17 protein-coding genes and 1 rRNA gene are annotated in these 21,474 nt (G+C 40.8%); 4 read left to right on the forward strand and 14 right to left on the reverse strand.

What is annotated here, in order from left to right:
* Positions 1 to 169: 169 nt before the first annotated feature.
* The 5 genes from narI to DK857_RS17640 are packed head-to-tail and all read right to left on the reverse strand — an operon-like array spanning position 170 to position 8,330.
* Positions 170 to 847, reverse strand: a complete 678-nt coding sequence (gene narI, locus DK857_RS17620) for a respiratory nitrate reductase subunit gamma (protein ID WP_109402861.1) — start codon at positions 845 to 847, stop codon at positions 170 to 172.
* On the reverse strand, positions 844 to 1,569 hold the full coding sequence (gene narJ / locus DK857_RS17625) for a nitrate reductase molybdenum cofactor assembly chaperone (RefSeq protein WP_167394850.1): 726 nt from the start codon (positions 1,567 to 1,569) through the stop codon (positions 844 to 846). Before narJ ends, narI begins: the two co-directional genes overlap by 4 nt.
* On the reverse strand, positions 1,569 to 3,122 hold the full coding sequence (gene narH, locus DK857_RS17630; protein WP_088493882.1) for a nitrate reductase subunit beta: 1,554 nt from the start codon (positions 3,120 to 3,122) through the stop codon (positions 1,569 to 1,571). Before narH ends, narJ begins: the two co-directional genes overlap by 1 nt.
* Entirely contained in the window at positions 3,122 to 6,883 is a 3,762-nt protein-coding gene (locus tag DK857_RS17635; RefSeq protein ID WP_109395379.1) for a nitrate reductase subunit alpha, read from the reverse strand. Before DK857_RS17635 ends, narH begins: the two co-directional genes overlap by 1 nt.
* A gap of 52 nt (positions 6,884 to 6,935) precedes the next feature.
* The gene (locus DK857_RS17640) at positions 6,936 to 8,330 is read right to left on the reverse strand and encodes a NarK family nitrate/nitrite MFS transporter (protein ID WP_109402863.1); all 1,395 of its coding nucleotides are present in this window, start codon (positions 8,328 to 8,330) and stop codon (positions 6,936 to 6,938) included.
* A 297-nt stretch (positions 8,331 to 8,627) separates the two neighbouring features.
* On the opposite strand from DK857_RS17640, the gene narX reads away from it, so the two are divergent.
* Both narX and narL read left to right on the forward strand, forming a co-directional pair.
* Positions 8,628 to 10,433 carry a nitrate/nitrite two-component system sensor histidine kinase NarX gene (narX, locus tag DK857_RS17645; protein ID WP_109402864.1) on the forward strand — a complete coding sequence of 602 codons (1,806 nt, stop codon included), beginning with the start codon at positions 8,628 to 8,630 and terminating at the stop codon, positions 10,431 to 10,433.
* Positions 10,434 to 10,458: 25 nt separating this feature from the next.
* Positions 10,459 to 11,112, forward strand: a complete 654-nt coding sequence (gene narL / locus DK857_RS17650) for a two-component system response regulator NarL (protein WP_109402871.1) — start codon at positions 10,459 to 10,461, stop codon at positions 11,110 to 11,112.
* Here the strand turns inward: narL and DK857_RS17655 are convergent.
* Positions 11,109 to 12,011 carry a LysR family transcriptional regulator gene (locus DK857_RS17655; protein ID WP_109395381.1) on the reverse strand — a complete coding sequence of 301 codons (903 nt, stop codon included), beginning with the start codon at positions 12,009 to 12,011 and terminating at the stop codon, positions 11,109 to 11,111. The two genes, narL and DK857_RS17655, sit on opposite strands and share 4 nt — an antisense overlap.
* A 110-nt stretch (positions 12,012 to 12,121) precedes the next feature.
* Between DK857_RS17655 and DK857_RS17660 the strand changes: the two genes are divergently transcribed.
* Positions 12,122 to 12,562, forward strand: a complete 441-nt coding sequence (locus tag DK857_RS17660; RefSeq protein WP_088493886.1) for a PACE efflux transporter — start codon at positions 12,122 to 12,124, stop codon at positions 12,560 to 12,562.
* A gap of 38 nt (positions 12,563 to 12,600) precedes the next feature.
* Here the strand turns inward: DK857_RS17660 and DK857_RS17665 are convergent, their stop codons facing one another.
* From DK857_RS17665 to DK857_RS17695, 7 genes are all read right to left on the reverse strand, one after another.
* Positions 12,601 to 12,831 (reverse strand): hypothetical protein, encoded by a 231-nt coding sequence (locus DK857_RS17665; protein WP_075672928.1) that lies wholly within the window; start codon positions 12,829 to 12,831, stop codon positions 12,601 to 12,603.
* 103 nt (positions 12,832 to 12,934) lie between these two features.
* Positions 12,935 to 13,732, reverse strand: a complete 798-nt coding sequence (locus DK857_RS17670) for a sulfite exporter TauE/SafE family protein (RefSeq protein ID WP_109395382.1) — start codon at positions 13,730 to 13,732, stop codon at positions 12,935 to 12,937.
* 200 nt (positions 13,733 to 13,932) lie between these two features.
* Entirely contained in the window at positions 13,933 to 15,678 is a 1,746-nt protein-coding gene (locus DK857_RS17675; RefSeq protein ID WP_109402865.1) for an acetyl/propionyl/methylcrotonyl-CoA carboxylase subunit alpha, read from the reverse strand.
* 16 nt (positions 15,679 to 15,694) lie between these two features.
* Positions 15,695 to 17,272: a 5-oxoprolinase subunit B/C family protein gene (locus DK857_RS17680; RefSeq protein ID WP_109402866.1), complete on the reverse strand. Its 1,578-nt coding sequence runs from the start codon at positions 17,270 to 17,272 to the stop codon at positions 15,695 to 15,697.
* Positions 17,273 to 17,286: 14 nt separating this feature from the next.
* Complete coding sequence (locus tag DK857_RS17685; protein WP_109402867.1) at positions 17,287 to 18,093, reverse strand: putative hydro-lyase; 807 nt, start codon at positions 18,091 to 18,093, stop codon at positions 17,287 to 17,289.
* A complete protein-coding gene (locus DK857_RS17690) occupies positions 18,090 to 18,881 on the reverse strand; it encodes a LamB/YcsF family protein (protein WP_109395389.1) in 792 nt (263 codons plus the stop codon). The genes DK857_RS17685 and DK857_RS17690 overlap by 4 nt, the downstream gene beginning before the upstream one ends.
* A gap of 13 nt (positions 18,882 to 18,894) precedes the next feature.
* Positions 18,895 to 20,145: an NRAMP family divalent metal transporter gene (locus DK857_RS17695; RefSeq protein WP_109402868.1), complete on the reverse strand. Its 1,251-nt coding sequence runs from the start codon at positions 20,143 to 20,145 to the stop codon at positions 18,895 to 18,897.
* 467 nt (positions 20,146 to 20,612) lie between these two features.
* On the opposite strand from DK857_RS17695, the gene DK857_RS17700 reads away from it, so the two are divergent.
* Positions 20,613 to 21,272 (forward strand): GntR family transcriptional regulator, encoded by a 660-nt coding sequence (locus tag DK857_RS17700; RefSeq protein WP_109395387.1) that lies wholly within the window; start codon positions 20,613 to 20,615, stop codon positions 21,270 to 21,272.
* A gap of 128 nt (positions 21,273 to 21,400) precedes the next feature.
* Here the strand turns inward: DK857_RS17700 and rrf are convergent.
* Positions 21,401 to 21,474 (reverse strand): 5S ribosomal RNA (rrf, locus tag DK857_RS19670); the annotation flags it as partial.

The following is a 21,474-nucleotide window of genomic DNA, read 5'->3' on the forward strand; positions in this document are numbered from 1 at the left end:
ATTATAAGTGCAACAATGCCTAAATGAATCTAAAGATTATTGTTTTAACCATTCAAAAATTTTGTTGAAGATTTAGAATTGAAAAAGAGATAAAAAAAACCCCCGCGGGCGGGGGTGAGATAAGCGCAACTAAAAGGTCTCTAACTTACTATCAGGAGATGGGTATTCATTAATGGCGATTACGCACAATTTGATAGCGGCGAGTTAAATACTCAATAGGCACGCTCCAAATATGGACTAGTCGACAGAATGGGAATAATAAGAAAATCGTCATTCCTAATAAAATGTGCAACTTAAATACCCATGCAACACCTTCAAGATTTGCTGAAGCACCACCGTGGAATGTCACAATAGATTGTGCCCATGCCACCAGCTTCATCATTTCACTACCATCCATATGTTGTGCAGAGAATGGAATTGTTAGTAGACCTAATGCCACTTGAATAACCAGTAGCGTTAAAATCATAATGTCACCAAATGAAGATGTGGCTCTCACTCGTGGATTGGTTAAACGACGTTTTAATAACATCACGCCCCCCACCAGCATTAACACACCGCAAGTACCACCGCCTACCATCGCCATAATTTGTTTATATTCAATAGGCAGAAATGATTCATACATCCAGTGTGGTGTTAACATTCCCAGAAAATGACCAGCAAAAATACCGATGATCCCAACGTGGAATAAGTTAGATGCCAATCGCATATTTTTCTTGTCTAGCATCTGGCTAGAGCCCGCACGCCAAGTGTATTGACCATAATCATAGCGTAACCAGCTACCGATAATAAAAACGGCACCAGCAATATAGGGATAGATATCAAAAAATAACATATTGATGTAATTCATTTTTGTGCTCCCGTATCCAACGAATTCCCCACGTTGAGATATTGAACTGCGGTCTCTTGTGCAAAACGACGCTGATGTTGGCTGATCTTGCCACTACCACACTGCGTACCTTCTCCAAGAAACGTCACTTGTTCTTCTTCCCACACAGCATCTAATGCAGCAGGTGTATCATCTAAAGGCTCTTTTTCTACTTGAGCAGTCAGTTGCGATGCTTCTAATCCACTTTGTGAAAGACAAAGCAACACATCAAAGAGAGCGTGATAATCACTGCCTCGTTGTTTTAAACGTTCACCTAACAGAGCCAAAATAGGCGCAATATTATTTAGCCCTTCAATACACTCGGTTATAGGTAAAAGCGTTAAGTACTCAAGGTAAGTAGGTAAATAGTCAGGAAGTTCACGACTACTTAATGTGATCCCTGCTTGTTGATATTGATTGAGCAGATCAACCATTGCCTGACCACGATCGCGAGACTCACCATGAACGTGTTCAAATAACAACAGTGATCGCGCTCGACCTCTATCAAAAAGCTCACTGTAATTAGATTGTGCATCGAGCAACTCTTGTTGCATTAAGGCATGAATAAATGCCATTAATTTCGCAACTTGAGTCACAGGAAGTTCATCGGCTTCCTGTAATGCATCGATAAGTTCGTCTCGGTTATCCCACAGTTCTTGTGTGGGATAATCTAAGAGATGGGAAATGACTTTCAGAGAGATCATTATATTTTCTCCTCTGAACGACGTTCATCTTGAGGTGTCCTTGATGTGATATCAATCGCATCAATACGATGACTATTAAACAAATTAAATTTGCTATCACTACCATGACAACCATCACCAAAGCTAAAACCACAGCCATTACGTTCTGGGAAAGCTTCTCTTGCGAGTTCGCGATGACTCGATGGGATAACAAAGCGATCTTCATAATTTGCAATAGCCAGATAACGATACATCTCTTGTGCCTGTGCTTCGGTCAAACCGACTTGTTCTAATGCACTTAAGTCTGTTTTTCCTTCTACGGTTTCAGCACGTTTGTAATGACGCATAGCAAGCATTCGTTTTAATGCTAACAACACAGGTGCCGTGTCGCCCGCTGTCAATAAGTTAGCTAAATACTGAACCGGAATACGTAAGCTTTCTACATCAGGCAGTACACCAGTATGCGGTAACACACCCGCATCAGCAGCAGATTGAATTGGTGACAAAGGTGGCACATACCAAACCATAGGTAAGGTGCGATATTCAGGGTGCAGTGGTAATGCCAGCTTCCAATCCACTGCCATTTTATAGACAGGTGAACGTTGTGCTGCATCAATCACACTTAACGGAATACCTTGCTCTTCAGCGGCTTTGATCACTTCAGGATCGAACGGATCTAAGAAGATATCTAACTGGCTTTGGTATAAATCTTTTTCATTATCTGCACTGGCAGCTTGTGAGATTTTATCTGCGTCATACAACATCACACCCAGATAACGAATACGTCCTACACAAGTTTCTGAGCACAGTGTTGGCTGACCAGCTTCAATTCGTGGATAACAGAAAATACATTTTTCTGACTTACCGCTTTTCCAGTTGAAGTAGATTTTTTTGTATGGACATCCTGTTAAACACATGCGCCATCCACGGCACTTATCTTGGTCGATAAGCACAATGCCATCTTCAGCACGTTTATAAATCGCACCACTTGGGCACGTCGCAACACAAGCAGGATTTAAGCAGTGTTCACATAAGCGTGGTAAATACATCATGAATGTATTTTCAAACTGCCCATACATCTCTTTTTGCATATTGGCGAAGTTTTTGTCCGCTGCACGTTTGCTAAATTCGCCACCTAAATCGTCTTCCCAGTTTGGGCCTTTTTCGATTTTTGTCATGCGCTGACCTGTGATCAGCGAGCGAGGACGTGCAGTCGGTAACGAGCCTTCTGGAGCATTTTTTAAATGCTCATAGTCATAATCAAAAGGCTCATAGTAATCATCTAATGCAGGAACATCAGGGTTGGCAAAAATTTTAGATAATAGACCAACACGGTTACCCATTCTTGGTACTAATTTACCTTTGATATTTTTGATCCAGCCACCTTTCCACTTCTCTTGGTCTTCCCAATTTTGGGGATACCCTGTACCTGGTTTGGTTTCAACGTTATTAAACCATGCGTATTCAACACCTTCGCGACTGGTCCAAACATTTTTACAGGTTACTGAACAGGTATGGCAACCGATGCATTTGTCGAGGTTCAGTACCATACCGACTTGTGAACGAATTTTCATTATGCCTTCTCCTGTCCATTCAGGGTCTGTTGATAAGCATCACCTTCACCATCAAGCCAATCAATCTGTTTCATTTTACGCACCACAACAAACTCATCACGGTTAGAGCCCACAGTGCCGTAATAGTTAAAGCTATAAGCCAATTGAGCGTATCCACCAATCATATGCGTTGGTTTAGGGCAAACACGCGTCACAGAGTTGTGAATACCACCACGCATTCCTGTCATTTCAGATCCCGGCAGGTTTATTTGGCGCTCTTGTGCGTGATACATGTAAATCATGCCATCAGGAATACGTTGGCTGACAATAGCTCTCGCCGTTAACGCACCATTACTGTTGTATGCTTCAACCCAATCGTTATCGCTAATTCCCATCTCTTTGGCATCATCTTCACTTAGCCAAACCACAGGGCCACCGCGACCTAGCGTTAACATCAGTAAGTTATCGCTATACGTTGAGTGAATACCCCATTTTTGGTGAGGAGTCAGGAAGTTCAGTGCCTTTTCAGGGAAACCATTTGGTTTTTTACCTTTAACCGCATCAATAGCTTTGGTATCAATCGGTGGACGATAGACCACTAAGCTTTCACCATAAGCACGCATCCACTCGTGATCTTGATATAACTGCTGGCGACCACTTAAAGTACGCCAAGGGATCATCTCGTGAACGTTGGTATAACAGGCGTTATAAGAGACATGCTCATCTTCAAGACCAGACCATGTTGGGCTTGAGATAATCTTACGAGGTTGAGCAACGATATCGCGGAAACGAATTTTCTCGTCTTCTTTCACTTTGGCTAAGTGAGTGTGATCACGTCCCGTCACTTTACTTAGTGCATCCCATGCTTTTACAGCCACTTGGCCGTTGGTTTCAGGTGCTAAAGAAAGGATAACTTCAGCTGCATCAATCGCCGTTTCAATCGCTGGACGTCCTTTTGCCACCCCATCATGACGAACTCGATTAAGTTTTTTCAGGAAATCGACTTCTGCTTGTGTATTCCAGCTGATCCCTTTACCACCATTACCCAATTTGTCCATCAGAGGGCCAAGTGAAGTAAAGCGAGCATAAGTATTTGGATAATCACGCTCTACAGGAATAAGGTGTGGTGCTGTTTTACCTGGAATAAGATCACATTCACCTTTTTTCCAATCTTTCACATCAAAAGGCTGCGCCATTTCAGCAGCAGAGTCATGTTGAATAGGTAATGTCACTAAATCCGTTTCAACCCCTAAATGGCCTACACACAATTTAGAGAAGGTTTTAGCGATACCTTTATAGATTTCCCAGTCTGTTTTAGACTCCCAAGCAGGATCAACGGCTGCCGTTAATGGGTGAATAAAGGGATGCATATCCGACGTATTCATATCGTCTTTTTCATACCATGTTGCGGTTGGTAAAACGATATCTGAGAAAAGACAGGTGCTTGACATACGGAAGTCTAAAGTCACCACTAAATCAACTTTACCTTCACCGCCTTTATCTTGCCATTCCACTTCTTGTGGCTTAACTTGGCCTTGCTCGCCTAAATCTTTACCTTGTAATCCGTTTTCGGTTCCCAGCAAGTATTTCAGTAAATACTCATGTCCTTTACCCGCCGAACCTAATAAATTAGAGCGCCAGATAAATAAATTACGTGGGAAGTTTTGTGGATTATCAGGTTGCTCTGAAGCAAAACGAATTTCACCTGATTTCAATGCATTAACGGTGTAATCAGCGGCACTAACGCCTGCCTCTTTGGCTTTTTTCGCAATAGACAGCGGGTTTAAGTTTAATTGAGGCGCAGATGGTAACCACCCCATACGCTCTGAACGCACGTTCATATCAACCAAGCTACCACTAAAGCGTGATTTATCCGCTAATGGTGATAACAACTCTGTCGGTGATACAGTTTCATAACGCCACTGACTTGAGTGGTTGTAGAAAAATGATGTACTGTTCATATGGCGAGGCGGACGTTGCCAATCAAGGCCAAAGGCTAATGGCAACCAACCTGTTTGTGGACGCAGTTTTTCTTGTCCAACATAGTGTGCCCAGCCACCACCACTTTGACCAACGCAACCACAGAAAATCAGCATATTGATAATGCCACGATAAGTCATATCCATGTGATACCAGTGGTTAATACCGGCTCCCACAATCACCATCGAACGGCCGTGTGTTTTTTCTGCGTTATCCGCAAATTCACGCGCAATACGAGCGATATCTTGGCGACTTACACCTGTCACTTTTTCAGCCCATGCTGGTGAATATGCTTTGATTTCATCGTAGTTTGATGCACAGTTTTCATCATTTAAACCGCGATCAACACCGTAGTTAGCTAACAATAAATCATAAACAGTTGTGATGTATTTTTCTTCGCCATTCGCAAGTGTAATACGCTTAGCAGGCAGTTTATGAACAATCACATCATCAAGGGCAACACCTTCAAAGTATTCACTCTTAATGCCACCAAAGTAAGGAAATGCTACATCAACAATATCATCGTGGTTATCTAAAAGACCTAATTGTAAAGTGACATCTTCGCCACTTTTGCCGTCTTTAGGCTCAAGGTTCCATTTAGCAGCACCTTCCCAACGAAAGCCCATAGAGCCTTGAGGGGCAACTAATTGCTGTGTTTTTTCATCAATAGCAACGGTTTTCCACTCTGGATTTTTCTCTTGATCCAGATTGTTCACTAAATCAGAAGCACGCAACATACGACCCGCAACTAACTTGCCAGAATCATGTTTATCTAACATCACCAACATTGGCATATCAGTGTAAGTGCGCACATAGTTACTAAAGTATTCAGTTTGGCGCTTAACGTGGAATTCGTTAAGAATAACGTGTCCCATCGCCATCGCCATTGCGCTATCAGTACCCTGTTTTGGATTTAACCATTGGTCACAGAGTTTCGCGATTTCAGCGTAATCAGGTGTTACCGCAACGGTTTTAGTCCCTTTATAACGAACTTCTGTAAAGAAGTGGGCATCTGGAGTACGTGTTTGCGGTACGTTAGAACCCCATGCAATCAGGTAAGAAGAGTTATACCAGTCTGCTGATTCAGGAACATCGGTTTGCTCCCCCCAAGTCATTGGCGATGCAGGTGGTAAATCGCAATACCAATCGTAGAAACTTAAGCATGCGCCACCAATCAGAGATAAATAACGCGCACCCGCAGCATATGAGACCATCGACATAGCAGGAATTGGCGAGAAACCAATAATACGATCAGGACCAAACTCTTTGGCAGTAAACACGTTAGAAGCCGCAATGATTTCATTCACTTCTGACCATGAAGAACGAACAAAACCACCACGCCCACGCGCTTGCTTATAGCTTTTAGTTTTTTCTGGTGAACTAACAATAGAAGCCCATGCATCAACAGGATCGCTATGTTGTGCTTTTGCTTCACGCCATAGTTTAATTAAGCGTTTACGTACCATTGGGTATTTAACGCGGTTTGCGCTATATAAATACCATGAATAACTTGCACCACGAGGACAACCACGAGGTTCATGATCCGGTAAATCCGGACGTGTACGTGGATAATCCGTTTGTTGGGTTTCCCAAGTTACTAACCCATTTTTGACGTAAATTTTCCAGCTACATGAACCGGTACAGTTAACACCATGAGTGGAACGGACAATTTTGTCGTGTTGCCAACGACTACGGTAACCATCTTCCCAATCACGGTTAACATTCAGCTCTTGGCCATGATCCTTTGAAAAGGTATCACCAAGCTGTTTAAAATAGCGGAATCTATCGAGAAACTTACTCATCAGATACTCTCCCAATGCGCGCGAGCGCTCTCACATTGCGTATAATTCGTCATTATTGTTTATTGTGTTTACGTCCATAGACCAACCAAGTGATCAAGACGCAGGCGATATAAAATAGAACAAAGATTTTCATTGCACCGGCAGGAGAGCCAGTCATAGCCAGTGATGTACCGAAAGCTTTAGGAATAAAGAAGCCGCCAATTGCACCAATAGCAGAGATAAAACCAAGTGCTGCTGCACTTTCTGTTACTGCTTCTTTTTGAGCGACTTCGTCTGAGGCACCTTGTGCTTTCATGCGATCGACTGTGATTTTTCTAAACACCACAGCAATCATTTGGAATGTAGAACCACTACCTAAACCAGCGGTTAAAAACAGCACCATAAAGACACCGAAGAAGGCGATAAATGAGCCACCAGCGCCATTTACAGGCAGTGTTAAGAAAAGCAGAGCAGAGAAAATCGCCATAATGATAAAGTTGATAAGTGTGACTCTAATACCACCAAATTTATCCGACAAAGCACCACCTACAGGGCGAGCTAAAGCACCTAATAAAGGTCCAAAGAACGCATAATGTAGAATGACGATATCTGGGAATTGGGTTTTAGATAACATCGCAAAACCCGCTGAAAAACCGATAAATGAACCAAAAGAACACAGGTATAAAATACTTAACAGCCAGAGGTGACCACGTTTTAAAACAGGTAATTGCTGGCTTAAAGAGGCTTTGTTAGCTGCCAGATCGTTCATGCCAAACCAAGCAGCACAGGTCAGAATAAGTAAGAAAGGAACCCAAACCCATGCAGCATTTTCTAGCCATAAACGTGAACCATCAGGCTGAACAACACCGGGGCCACTAAACATAGCAAATACGCCAACACCAATCACTAATGGCGCAACCAATTGCATAACACTGACACCCAGATTGCCTAATCCGCCATTTAAACCTAATGCACCACCTTGACGTGCTTTAGGGAAGAAAAAGCTGATGTTTGCCATACTGGATGCAAAGTTTGCACCTGCAAAACCACATAGCAATGAAATCACAATAAAGGTCGAATAAGACGTTGTGCTGTCTTGCACTGCAAAACCAAGCCAGATACAAGGAATGATGAGAAAGACGGTACTGATTGCTGTCCAGCGACGGCCGCCAAAAATAGGAATAACAAAAGAATAAGGAACGCGTAAAATAGCACCAGAGACTGAAGGCAGTGCAGTCAGCATAAACAACTGATCTGTGGTAAAGTTAAAACCTACTTTGTTCAAATTTACTGCAACTGCACTAAAAAGCATCCATACACAGAACGATAAAAGTAAACAAGGAACAGAAATCCATAAATTGCGTGAAGCGATCTTTTGACCAGTCTTTTCCCAAAAAACTTTATCTTCAGGATGCCAATCTTCGATCACCCCTTTTCTCATTTTTTCTGGGTGTTGAGTGAGTGCCATAACAACCTCGATTAACGGTTAGATTGGCATCTTTGTACGATTAGAATTGTTAATTAGTCATGATCTGCATCAAGCAAAGATTTGTTTGATTTTTAAGCTAAAGTCGTTATTTACACCTAAGTATTAATAGGATTATCCTTAATTTTTTATTTTAAATTAATAAGTTAAATTAAAAATACTATAATTTAGAAGTGAAATTACCTCCATCAGATATTTAGGGGTAACACTTTAGTGGTATATGACATTTGATGTATTTTTAAGGCAATATAGCGCCAGAATAAATTTGGAAAAATAACGATGAGTACAAATAAAATCCAATGGCACTACCGTTTTTCAATTATTAATCAGATAGCGATATTAATGTTACTTTTCACTCTATTGGGTGTGGTGGGGATGGCGATTTCTAACCATATTATTTTGAGTGTACAAGGTAATGCTCATGCGATTAATAAATCTGGATCGCTACGGATGCAAAGCTATCGCTTGCTATCTGCTTTACCCCTAGATGAGCAACATCGTTATTATCTTCACGAGTTAGAAACCGACTTAGACAGTGGTGAGTTACGTCAAGTCCTAAGCAATGGATCGCTACAATCACAATATGCTCAATTAAATACTTACTGGAAAGATACCCTAAAGCCAACCTTGCTTTATGCGCAACAACGCGATGAAGCCAAACAAGAGGTTGCCTTTTTTGTTTCACAGTTAGATAAATTAGTATTAAGTATCGATCAACTTACAGAGCAAAAAATCAGGCTGGTGGCTTATACCCAGCTTATTTTCACAGCGCTTACACTGCTATTGCTGTTTGGCTCTGTTTGGCATTTCCGCCGCCGTTTATTGCACCCTTGGCAACAACTTATGGCGATGGCAAATTCGATTGGTCATGGTAATTTTTCAGCCCGTTTCCACCAGCGTACACACCATGATGAAATTGCCACATTGGGTATTGCACTCAATACCATGTCAGAAGAGCTCTCTACACTGTATAGCGAATTAGAAAAAAGAGTGATTGAAAAAACACACGACTTACAACAGAAAAATAAAGTACTCTCTTATCTCTATCACTCAAGCCAACAATTACACTCTCCTGCGCCACTTTGTGCCCGATTAAGACAGATATTATTTGAGCTTCAACAAATCATTCCTGATGCTTATTTACAGATACGGTTATATGAAGATAATCATCACACACTCTTTAATGAGATCAGTTTAGAACCTCAACCACGCCCTGAACATTGCCCAGATCTACAATGTGAACGCTGTGATGAAACCGCTTCAGCCACCGTTCCACTACGCAGTGAACTATTGCATTGGGAACTAGCAGATCAAATCCATCGCTATGGATTATTTGTTATGCAATTACCTGAACATACCGCCCTGACGGACGAACAGAATAATTTAATGCTATTACTGACAAAACAGATCTCAGCAATGCTGGCAATGGAACAGCAAAACGAGCAACAGCAGCAGCTTTTGTTAATGGATGAGCGTTCAGCAATCGCACGCGAATTACATGACTCTATTGCTCAATCGCTTTCTTGTTTAAAAATGCAAGTTAGCTATTTGCAGATGCAGTCAGAAACCTTACCGGACAATTGCCAAAAGCTACTAAAAGAGATGCGAGAAGAGCTTAATGTGGCTTATCGCCAATTAAGAGAACTGTTAACCACATTTCGCTTAAAACTCACTGAACCGGGATTGCTTGCAGCCTTGGAAGGTACACTGACTGAATTTAATCAGCGCCTTGGTTTTCCTATTAATTTTGACTATCAATTGCCCGCAAAATGTGTGAACTCGCACCAAAGTATTCACGTTGTTCAAATCGTCCGTGAAGCCTTAAATAATATTTTGCAACATGCCAATGCCAATTGGGCTGAAGTTTCTTTATCCCTAAATAATGGCATGGTTGAACTAAAAATTAATGATAATGGTGAAGGAATTAGCCCTAATCCTGAAAAACTAAATCATTATGGCCTTATTATTATGCGTGAACGCGCAAATAGCTTAAATGGTTCTTATACTATAAAAGTACGCGAACAGGGCGGTACTCAAGTGTTTGTTAAATTTCCATTAATAACTACTCATAAAGACCCTGTCTAAATTGGAGCAAGTCGTAATGAATAATATGGGATCCCCCGCAGAAAAAGCGACAATTTTACTCATTGATGATCACCCGATGCTACGCAATGGTGTAAAACAACTTTTAAGTCTTGATACAACACTAACTGTCGTTGGGGAAGCGGGAGATGGTATTCAAGGTGTGAAGCTAGCTGAAGAGTTAGATCCTGATTTAATTTTACTGGATCTGAATATGCCTGGAATGAATGGTTTTGAAACGCTCGATCAACTGCGATTAAAGTCGTTATCAGGTCGGATCGTTGTTTTCAGCGTATCAAATTATAGTGATGATTTAGTCACAGCGTTAAAACGTGGTGCAGATGGTTATCTTCTAAAAGATATGGAACCTGAAGAATTACTGGCAGCTCTAAAACAGGCAGCGGCCGGAAAAATGGTCGTCAGCCCTGCGTTAACCCCTATTTTAGCCGAATCCTTACGTGAAGATCGCTCTGAGGGTGAACGTGATATTGAACAACTCACCCCGCGTGAGCGCGATATTTTGAAACTGATAGCGCAAGGATTATCAAATAAAATGATCGCACGTAAGCTTGATATTACGGAAAGTACGGTCAAAGTACATGTAAAACATCTACTGAAAAAAATGAAGCTAAAATCTCGTGTTGAAGTTGCTGTTTGGGTTCATCAACAACGTGTCGATTAATTAAAGTTAGGAACAATGGGCTGGTGAGTACTCATCAGCTCAACTAACTCTTTCGCCCCTTTCTGTAACGACTCCCCTTTTAGCCACATAGCATGAATAGGCAATCGTAATTCATTTTTCGTATTCTTAAACTGAATCTGTTTTAATTTACCTTTTTGCAATTGAGTATAAATCAGCGAATACGGTAAATTACCCCACCCCATCCCTGCTTCAACCATACCTAATGCCATTTGAAAGCTATCTGTTTGCCAATAATTCGTCGCCACTAATGAGCGCTCATCTCTTAACTCTTTGGTGTGACTTGCGATCATAATTTGGCGAACATTCACAAGATCCTCAATAAACACACTTGCAGGGTGTGCCAATGCAATATGACTTGCAGAGATTGTTGCGACCAATGACTCAGAACCAAGATATTGAAACTGCTCATCACCATTCACATACAAGCCCCCATAAACTAGGCTCAGTTGAATTTTATGTGAATGTAACATCTCAATAATGTCATCTTGTGCCGCGGTTATCACATTCACATTAAGTAATGGATAACGTTGCGTTAATTCAGATAACGCAGGTAATAAATAATCAGGATTAATATCAGCGGCAACACCAATATTTAAGACACTTTCGAGATCCATCGAAAGCTCTTGTGCATGCACTTGTAATAATTTTAATTGCTCTGCGATCATTCTGGCATGAGGTTCAAGTGCTTTGGCTTTTTCAGTTGGCTGAGGCTCTCGTGATGAGCGCTCAAAAAGCGCATAACCTAATTCAGCTTCCATATTAGCAATTGCCATGCTGACTGCTGATGGAACGCGTTTTAATGAACGTGCAGCCGCAGAGAAAGATCCCTTATCCATCACTGCTAAAAATATCGCAATATGTTCACTTGAGAACTGCATGTTCACTCCTGATGTTTCAGTCAAATTGATACTAGCTAACTTTTTCTATCATTCTTGCTGATTTATCTTACGATGCTTAACGACACAGATCCACAGAAAAAGAGAGCACAATGCAAGGTATCAAACGAAAAATTGTCTACGTGACAGCTTATGAAATTTTTGGCTGGGTTATTTCATCAGTCGGGCTTGCACTTTTGGCTGATAGCTCAACAGCAGTAACAGGCCCATTAGCGTTGGTGATCACAACAATCGCGGTGAGTTGGAATTTTATTTATAACTGCATATTTGAGTTTTGGGAAAGCCGACAAGTTTCGAGAATTCGAACGTTTAGACGCCGCCTAGTACATGCAATTGGATTTCAGCTAACACTGGTACTCTATTTAATTCCACTGATTGCATGGTGGCTTAATGTTTCATTGTGGCAAGCGTTAGTTATGGACTTTGCACTGATCATCATTATCCCTTGTTATACCTTCGTTTATAACTGGGTATTTGACAAAATTTTTGGCTTACCAAAATCTGCATTACCTGAGAATGCACCCGCTGCCTAAGCAACAAATTAAGTAAGGAGAGTGATCCCAATAACGGATCACTCTTTAACAGGATAGATATCTTCTAACGCAAATTGCTCAATGCCACCTTCTAACTCGCAACGACCTAATCCAATATTTTTGTCATCAGCCGTTGTTCTTCTTAACAATTTACCCGTCACTTGAGAAAGCGTTGAGTCAATTTCAATCACACGGTAATACTCTTTCATATAGCTCTCTTCACCCAGCGCCATATAAACTAAAAACTCATCACCTGTTTTAATATTCATCTCGCTGTACTTACTCTTAGTAGTTAATCTAATGATGATAGAATAAGTTTAGTCTAACTAAAGGTAGTAAGAGAAAGATTGACTCACTCGATATTACATTAAGTTAATTTATTAATTTCCAACTCATCATAATGATGCTGATCAGAATAAAAGACAGTGTTAAGTATTGGAAAAAACGCTCTGATAAATACACAAGTAAATAGCGAGCTAATGGGATGGAGAGTAATGAACCTAAGCATAGAATAAGTGCTGTGTGAACATCGGTATAACCACCAGCGCTATAAGCAATAGCAGAGCCACCAGAAAGGATCGTGGTAATAAAAATAGAAGTGCCGATTGCCTCTTTAATACCCATTTGGGCAAAACGCATTAATACCGGTAACACCACTAATCCTCCGCCGACACCTGTTGCACCAAGCACAAACCCGGCACTCATTCCTGGTACAAATAAGGAAGAAAAAGTCACTGTAGAAGGTGGTGGTAAAGCAATTAAAGGATCTGAAATTGCTGACCTTCTTACCATTCGTTGTAAAAATAAGACCAATGAAAATACGATAGCAACGATCATCAAAATATTAATCGCTGATTCAACACGATCGTAATATTGAGGTTGTGATCCCAGCCATGTCACACCATAACTGGCTAAAAATGTTGCCGGAAACATTATCCCTAAGATCAATAGTGCGGGTTTTAATGGGATATTACCTAACCGAAAATGAATATAAGAAGATGAGAGCTTCATTAGCATCGAGAGTAAATTTGCTGTTGCAACCGCAGCTAATGCATTCATACCAAAAAGATAAATAAGAACAGGTAATAAAATAACACCACCACCTACACCGGTCGTTGTAATAACTAACCCGATTGCAGCACCGATAAGTAGTTGTGTTACAAGCAACATCTTATTTCCTTTTTGGTTAAAATTTAACAAGCTTCGATTATAGGCAAAATAACTTATAACCAAAAGGAATTAGATATAACAAATAGGAATATAAATAAAGTTATTATAAAAAAGCCCCTTAATATGAAGTTACCTCATATTAAAGGGCCGATATTAATGATAGATATTATTATTAATCAATAAGTTAATTTTTAATACGCTTAATTGATTTCAGCTAAAACTGTTTCTGCTGAAAAATAGTCACCTGTTTTCGCTTTTTGCAGTAGTACACCATCACAAGAAGCTACTACCTGAACTTCCATTTTCATCGCTTCCATAATGGCAATAACATCACCCTCTTTAACTTTGTCGCCATCAGCTAAGATCCAGCTATGTAATACACCAGAGATGGGTGCAGTGACTGTTTTTTCATTCTCTTCTTTCTCATGAGAGGCATTAATTGCTGTTGGTATTACCGCAGAGAGCGATAGTAATTGAGCAGGTAAAGCGAGTTCATGACGACGGCCATCAATTTCAATAAAAGTACGAACAAGCTCTTCATTTTTTGCAGGTGTGCTACGAGGGAAATGGGTATTTTTTGCCTGAAAATCTGTTTCAATCCAACGGGTATGCACTTTGAAATCTTCAGTAAAATCGGCATGCTCCATCATTTCACAATGGAAAGGCAATACACTTGCTACCCCTTCAATTTTAAATTCGGATAATGCTCGACGAGCCCGTGCAATGGCTTGTTCACGAGTTGCACCTGTCACTATCAATTTTGCCATCATAGAATCGAATTGGCGTGAAACCTGATTATTTTCAGTAACACCACTATCTACACGAACACCTGGGCCTGAAGGCTCATAGAAATGCGTAATTAAACCTGGGGTAGGTAAAAAGCCTTTCGCGGGATCTTCTGCATTGATCCTAAATTCAAAAGAGTGCCCCCGAGGAACAGGCGTTTTATCAATACTTAGCGGTAAACCTTCAGCAATACGCAATTGCTCGATCACTAAATCGATACCCGCCGTTTCTTCTGTAACAGGATGCTCCACTTGTAAGCGTGTATTCACTTCTAAAAATGAGATAGTGCCATTTGCACTTAATAAAAACTCAACTGTACCTGCACCCACATAACCTGCTTTAGCACAAATATCTTTAGCCGACTGGTGAATACGTTCACGTTGTTCGTCTGTCAAATAAGGTGCTGGCGCTTCTTCAATAAGCTTTTGATTACGTCGCTGTAACGAACAATCTCGTGTTCCGACAACAACAACATTGCCCAGTTTGTCTGCGATAATTTGCGCTTCGATATGACGAGGTTTATCTAGAAATTGCTCAACATAACATTCACCACGACCAAATGCAGTTACAGCTTCTCGTACAGCAGAATGGTAAAGCTCTTCAATTTCTTCCATTTTATGAGCGATCTTCAAACCTCGTCCACCACCACCAAAAGCAGCTTTAATGGCAACAGGTAGACCATGCTGTTTAGCAAAATCGAGAACCTCTTTGGCATCATTAACGGGATCAGCCGTACCATTTACAAGAGGAGCACCAACAGATTGTGCAATTTTACGAGCTTTCACTTTGTCACCAAGCACTTCTATCGTTTCTGGGTTAGGGCCGATCCAAATAAATCCTGCGTCTTGTACCGCTTTTGCAAAATCAGCTCGCTCAGAAAGAAAACCGTAACCGGGATGGATCATTGTGGCATTAGCTTTATGGGCAATATCAATGATTTTATTAATATCTAGATAGCTTTCTTTCGGCAAATTACCATTGAGTCCATAAGCTTCATCAGCAAGACGAACGTGTAGTGCATCAATATCATCATTGGCATAAATAGCGATGGAAGTCGCACCATAGTCCTGACAAGCTCGAATAATACGAACAGCGATTTCACCTCTGTTGGCAATAAGTACTCTATGCTTCACTCGTTGTTTTTGGTTAATTGTTGTCATGAGTGGCATTCTCCTATCAATATTCTTGAAATTCGGTAATTGGATTAAAACGAATTTTAGCGTTAACAGGGATCTGCCCTGCAAGTGGTAAGTGATATTCAGCAACTGCGCCGATAACAGGATATCCTCCTGTTAACGGGTGATCGTTAAGAAACAAAACTGGTTGCCCATTAATCGGAACTTGTATTGCACCGATGCAAGTGCCTTCACTCGATAGTTCTTGTTGTTGTTCGCGTACAAGAGGTGTTTCGCCCAATAAACGTAACCCAATACGGTTAGATTGTGGTGTCACTTGCCATAATTGAGAGGTTAATGTCTTTATAGCTTCACTGGTAAACCAGTCGGTGCGGGGGCCTAAAACAACATCAAGCGTGACGATATCACCTTGTTTTGGCAGTGTTGATGTCGGCTGTTCATTAGTAAGAATACCGTTCGAGGTACTTTCATTATTTAAATGAAGTACATCACCTTCTTGCAAAGCATTAGGGCCAATTTGTGCCAAAGTATCAAATGCATAACTACCTAACACCTTTGGTAATTCAAACCCTCCTCTCACGGCAAGATAGCTACGTACACCAGTTTTTGGCATACCTAAAATAATTTCATCGCCACAGCGAACATCAATAGGTTGATAACCAGATAAGAATTCATTCTCACCCGACTCATGTTTTAGCGTAATGGAACAATCCGCCCCTGTTAAAGCGATCACACAATCTTGTCGTGCTTTAAGCATCAGTCCACCTTGGGTTATCTCAAGTGCAACAAAAGTTGTGGGATTACCCACTAAACGATTGGCCGCATGTAAAGCGGGTTTATCAAGTGCACCTGAAGCAGATACTCCCATTGATGCGGCACCAATACGCCCTTCATCTTGAAATAAAGTTTGTAACCCTGCTGAAATAACATATAACCCTTTATCATTTAATGAGAGCGGGGAAGCGACTACGGCTTTTTTCTCCGGTAGTGAAACGGTTATCGGTGATTTTTGTGCATCAACAAAATGCACTTCATTTCCCGGTAATAAAAAAGCGGGTTGTTCACGAGAGAGATCCCACATCTTTATTTCTGTGGTACCAATAAGTTGCCAACCTCCAGGGCTTTGTTGCGGATAAACACCACTAAATTCGCCAGCTAATCCGACCGACCCTGCGGGGATGCGTGTACGAGGCGTTTTGCGACGAGGCACATAAAGCTGAGTTTCATCAGCAATCAAATAAGCAAAACCCGGAGCGAAACCAGTGAATGCAACTTGATAGGTTTGTTCTGTATGTCTGCGGATCACTTCACTGGTCGCGATCCCTAATAATTCAGCGACCTCATTAAGATCCTCACCTTGATAATGAACAGGGATCGTTAATGATTGTGTTTGACGTGCTGATACCGCTTTGACTTCTAATTGTCGAAGTTGAAATACAAGTTCTTCAGCCGTGATTAGCCACGGTGTATAGTGAATTAAGAGTGTTTTCGCCGCAGGTACAATGTCTTGAATAGCAGTAATATCCGCTTGTTTAACGGATTCATACAATGCGAGCGTCTCTTTTAAAGAGGAAAGCTCAACAAGTAAATGGGATAAGTTAACGGGTAAAAAGCGCAAAGTATCTTCCTCCCTTATACGTGATAAGTCGCATCGGGCACATCAGTAATAAACATATGCCCCGGAGCATGGCTAAGTGCGAAAGGAACACCTGAACGCATCACTGCTGCTTGTGGAGTCACACCACAAGCCCAAAAGACGGGGATCTCGCCTTCTTCAATTCTCACGGGTGAGCCAAAATCTGGCGACATAATATCTTTAATACCCAAAGCGTCGGGCGAGCCAATATGTACGGGAGCACCATGTACAGAAGGGAAACGACCACTGATCATCACTGCATCAGCGACTCTGTCAGCAGGAACAGGGCGCATTGAAACCACTAATTCACCTTCTAATCGCCCAGCAGGACGACACAAGCGATTCGTTTTATACATCGGTACATTGCAGTTATCTGTGATATGACGAATTTCAATACCCGCTTCTAACATGGGTGTTTCGAAAGTAAAACTACAACCAATAAGAAACGTAACAAGATCGGGATGTTGTGCCCAAATTTCAGTAGCATCCGTAATTTCATCCGCTAATTTGCCATTTTCCCAAACACGGTAAAGAGGAATGTCAGTACGCAGATCGGCACCTTTCGCTAAAACAGTACGATAACTACCTGATTCACAAACATCTAATATCGGACAACTTTTCGGGTTACGTTGAGCGTAGAGCAGAAAATCAAATGCCCAATCACGAGGTAAGCTAATCATATTAGCTTGTGTCATGCCTTTAGCCATACCTGCTGTTGGTATGGCTAAACCATTGCGAATAGCCAATCGAGCTTCTTGTGCTTTGGCAATTGCATCCGCAGTCGCTTGCATTAAATGAGTCATTTTTGCACCTCATTTTTAAGTCGCAGAGGTGCAAAAGGTTTAATGCTAACATCATGATTAATTAAAATTTCTTTTACACTTTTAGCGAGAGCCACGGCATCTGGACTATCACCATGAACACAAATAGAATCAGCTTCTATCGCAGTAAAAACGCCTTCTATTGATTCAACACCCCCTTCTTGCACAAGCTGTAACATACGTTGAGCAACAAGTTCAGGATCATGTAAAACAGCCCCCTCTTTTTTACGAGAAACTAGCGTACCATCAGCATGATAAGCTCTATCTGCAAAAGCTTCGGCTATTACTCGAAGGCCTTTTTCTTTCGCAAGAGTAATCAAGGGTGAGCCCGCTAAAGCAACTAATGTCAGTTGGGGATCTACAGCAAGTATCGCTTCAATAACAGCAAGTGCTTGACGTTTATCATGAGCAATTGTGTTATAAAGCGCACCATGAGGCTTAACATAGGTCACACTCAAACCCACGGCTTTGGCCAATCCTTGCAAAGCACCTATTTGATAAATTACATCTGCGGTTAATTCATCACTGGCGATATCCATATTACGACGACCAAAACCGACTAAGTCAGGGTAAGCAACGTGTGCACCTATCGCAACATTATGCTGTTTCGCCGCTTTTAATGTTTTTAAAATTCCATCCGGTGAACCTGCATGAAAACCGCAAGCGATATTAGCGCTACTGACAATTTCAAGCACCGCATCATCATTGCCCATTGTCCATTGACCGAAGCTCTCACCTAAATCACTGTTTAAATCGACGGCTTTTATCATCATTATTGTTCTCTTAAGCAATGTTGAGGTAATTGAAAATAGCACCCACGGACATAATGCCCATATACCAAGTCAGCGCACAGACCAAAATACCTGACCACAGCAACCATGCTGGATATTTATAACCATTCATGAGATCTTGGCGACGCCATGCAACAAAAATAAATAGTGTCATACCAATAGGTAAAATCAGGCCATTAAAACCACCGGCAAAGACTAATAATGCAGCCGGTGCTGTTCCCATAACCATATAAGTGACAAGTGAAATAGCGATAAAGATAATGGTTGAGATATTACGTTGACGCTCAGTAACACCTTTTTTAAATACTGTAATAAATGACATTGAGGTATAAGCAGCACCAATAACACTCGTTAATGCAGCTGCCCATAAAATAAGACCGAAGATGCGTAATCCAGTTAAACCAGCTGCATGTTGAAATGCTTGAGACGCAGGGTTAGCCGCGCGACTAGAAATATCTAATGTTACGCCACTGGCAACTACGCCTAAAATGGCGAGGAACAGGATATAGCGCATTAATCCAACTACTAAAATTCCTTTGGTTGCAGCGCTTGATACAACATCAATGTTCTCAATACCCGTAGTTCCTTTATCGAGAAGACGGTGAGCGCCGGCATAACAGATATAACCACCCACAGTACCACCGACAATTGTAGTGATCGTTGCGAAGTTAATCGCATCAGGTAAAACAGTTTGTCTTAATGCTTCACCTATTGGAGGATTAGAGGCAAACATCACAAAAACAGTCAGTAAGATCATGACAATACCAAGAATGATAATCATACGATCGATAAAGTTACTGGCTTTGCGTGATGAGAAAATATAGATAGCAAGTAAAGCACTTAAGATCCCACCCCATTTAGGATCAAGACCCACCATTGCATTAAGCCCCAAACCGGCACCTGCAATGTTACCCACGTTAAACACTAAACCGCCAAAAATAACTAATACAGCAAGTAAGTAGCCACTACCAGGTATTGCTTTGTTAGCAATGTCTGAAGCTCTCATATTAGTGACAGTGATCACTCGCCAAATACTTTGCTGAACAACATAGTCGATGATGATTGATGCCAAAATACCAAATGCAAATGCCGCCCCCATAGTGGCAGTAAAGGTTGCAGTTTGAGTAATAAAACCCGGACCAATAGCTGATGTCGCCATTAAAAAAATGGCAGCTATCAATGAAGAACGTCTATTTTTTATAAACGAACTTGATGTTGTGTTTGCAGAATCTTGTGTAGCCATTAGCTACCCCCTTTATCATCATTATTTTAATTATTATTACTAAGGCAATTAGCATGCCATTGTTGAGCATGAACACTTAATTGTTAATCACCTGATATTAGATTGTTGAACAATTAATAATAATAGATGAATAAATAAGCAAATAGATTTAAATATGGGATGATAAAAGTGCAGTGAAGATCGCATTTTTAACATTTTATTGACAATCACTCTTAATTAATGAGTCATAAATGTGCACCTAAATGAGGCATAAAAAGATTAGATGCACAAAAATAGTGCGCAAGTTTGAAGAAAAATAAGTTTAATGACTAAAATATCGTGACAAAAAATTAAGTTTTTTTGATGGAAATAAACAGAAAGTCATACTCGATACAGTGAGAAATACGACAGAGTGACACAATAGAGGTTATATATTACAAAACACACTGATAGAATAGGCGCTTCTATTAAGCTAATAACAGAAGATAATGCAGAAAAAAACATCTCCACAAATTCTTTCTCAAAAAGTCGCAAATGTTATTCGGCAAAAAATCACTATTGGAGAATTACCTCCTGGTGAAAGATTGTCAGAAACGGCATTAAGTGAAACGCTAGAGATATCGCGTAATACTTTAAGAGAGGTTTTTCGCGTTCTTACCCAAGAAGGGCTTTTAACTTATAAACCTAATCGTGGTGTTTTTGTTTCTGTACCGGATATGGCAAGTATCATGGATATTTATCGTGTAAGACGATTAATTGAATGTGATGCTCTGCGACATTCTTATCCTATGCATCCAGCTATTGTTAGAATGCAAGATAGTGTTAATCAAGCAAAAGTCTTTCAAGAACAACAAGATTGGAGCGGTGTAGGAACCTGTAATATGCATTTTCATACAGCAATTGTTGAGCTTTCAGATAGTCCTAGATTATTTAAACAATACCAGCTTATTTTAGCAGAATTGCGTTTAGCCTTCGGTTTATTAAACGATCCTCAATTATTACATGCACCGTATATTGAGAAAAATGAACAGATTTTGACACTTTTGATAGATGGAAAAGCCCAAGAAGCAGCAACAGCTATGGAGGACTATTTAGAAATCTCAGAAAGAACAGTCCTTGCTGCGTTTTCTCGTCATAATTTTTGCTAAAAGATCATAAAAAATGCCCTAATTTAGGGCATTTTTGTATTTAGAATTTAGCATAGTATTTAAAATGCACTAAAACCCCAAACGCAAAAAAGCCAACCCATTGGGTTGGCTTTTTCGTCTTATTTAATGCCTGGCAGTTCCCTACTCTCACATGGGGAGGCCCCACACTACCATCGGCGCTACAACGTTTCACTTCTGAGTT

This window comes from Proteus terrae (assembly GCF_003144325.1).
Classification (GTDB): domain Bacteria; phylum Pseudomonadota; class Gammaproteobacteria; order Enterobacterales; family Enterobacteriaceae; genus Proteus; species Proteus terrae.

Bases quoted from the DNA above. Each gene is read 5' to 3' on its own strand.
- DK857_RS17685 (WP_109402867.1), bottom strand. From the start codon at position 18,093: ATGACTCATTTAATGCAAGCGACTGCGGATGCAATTGCCAAAGCACAA.
- DK857_RS17695 (WP_109402868.1), bottom strand. From the start codon at position 20,145: ATGGCTACACAAGATTCTGCAAACACAACATCAAGTTCGTTTATAAAA.
- DK857_RS17665 (WP_075672928.1), bottom strand. From the start codon at position 12,831: ATGAATATTAAAACAGGTGATGAGTTTTTAGTTTATATGGCGCTGGGT.
- narH (WP_088493882.1), bottom strand. From the start codon at position 3,122: ATGAAAATTCGTTCACAAGTCGGTATGGTACTGAACCTCGACAAATGC.
- narJ (WP_167394850.1), bottom strand. From the start codon at position 1,569: ATGATCTCTCTGAAAGTCATTTCCCATCTCTTAGATTATCCCACACAA.
- narX (WP_109402864.1), top strand. From the start codon at position 8,628: ATGAGTACAAATAAAATCCAATGGCACTACCGTTTTTCAATTATTAAT.
- DK857_RS17640 (WP_109402863.1), bottom strand. From the start codon at position 8,330: ATGGCACTCACTCAACACCCAGAAAAAATGAGAAAAGGGGTGATCGAA.
- DK857_RS17660 (WP_088493886.1), top strand. From the start codon at position 12,122: ATGCAAGGTATCAAACGAAAAATTGTCTACGTGACAGCTTATGAAATT.
- narI (WP_109402861.1), bottom strand. From the start codon at position 847: ATGAATTACATCAATATGTTATTTTTTGATATCTATCCCTATATTGCT.
- DK857_RS17690 (WP_109395389.1), bottom strand. From the start codon at position 18,881: ATGATAAAAGCCGTCGATTTAAACAGTGATTTAGGTGAGAGCTTCGGT.
- DK857_RS17670 (WP_109395382.1), bottom strand. From the start codon at position 13,732: ATGTTGCTTGTAACACAACTACTTATCGGTGCTGCAATCGGGTTAGTT.
- DK857_RS17655 (WP_109395381.1), bottom strand. From the start codon at position 12,011: ATGCAGTTCTCAAGTGAACATATTGCGATATTTTTAGCAGTGATGGAT.
- DK857_RS17700 (WP_109395387.1), top strand. From the start codon at position 20,613: ATGCAGAAAAAAACATCTCCACAAATTCTTTCTCAAAAAGTCGCAAAT.
- DK857_RS17675 (WP_109402865.1), bottom strand. From the start codon at position 15,678: ATGACAACAATTAACCAAAAACAACGAGTGAAGCATAGAGTACTTATT.
- DK857_RS17635 (WP_109395379.1), bottom strand. From the start codon at position 6,883: ATGAGTAAGTTTCTCGATAGATTCCGCTATTTTAAACAGCTTGGTGAT.
- narL (WP_109402871.1), top strand. From the start codon at position 10,459: ATGGGATCCCCCGCAGAAAAAGCGACAATTTTACTCATTGATGATCAC.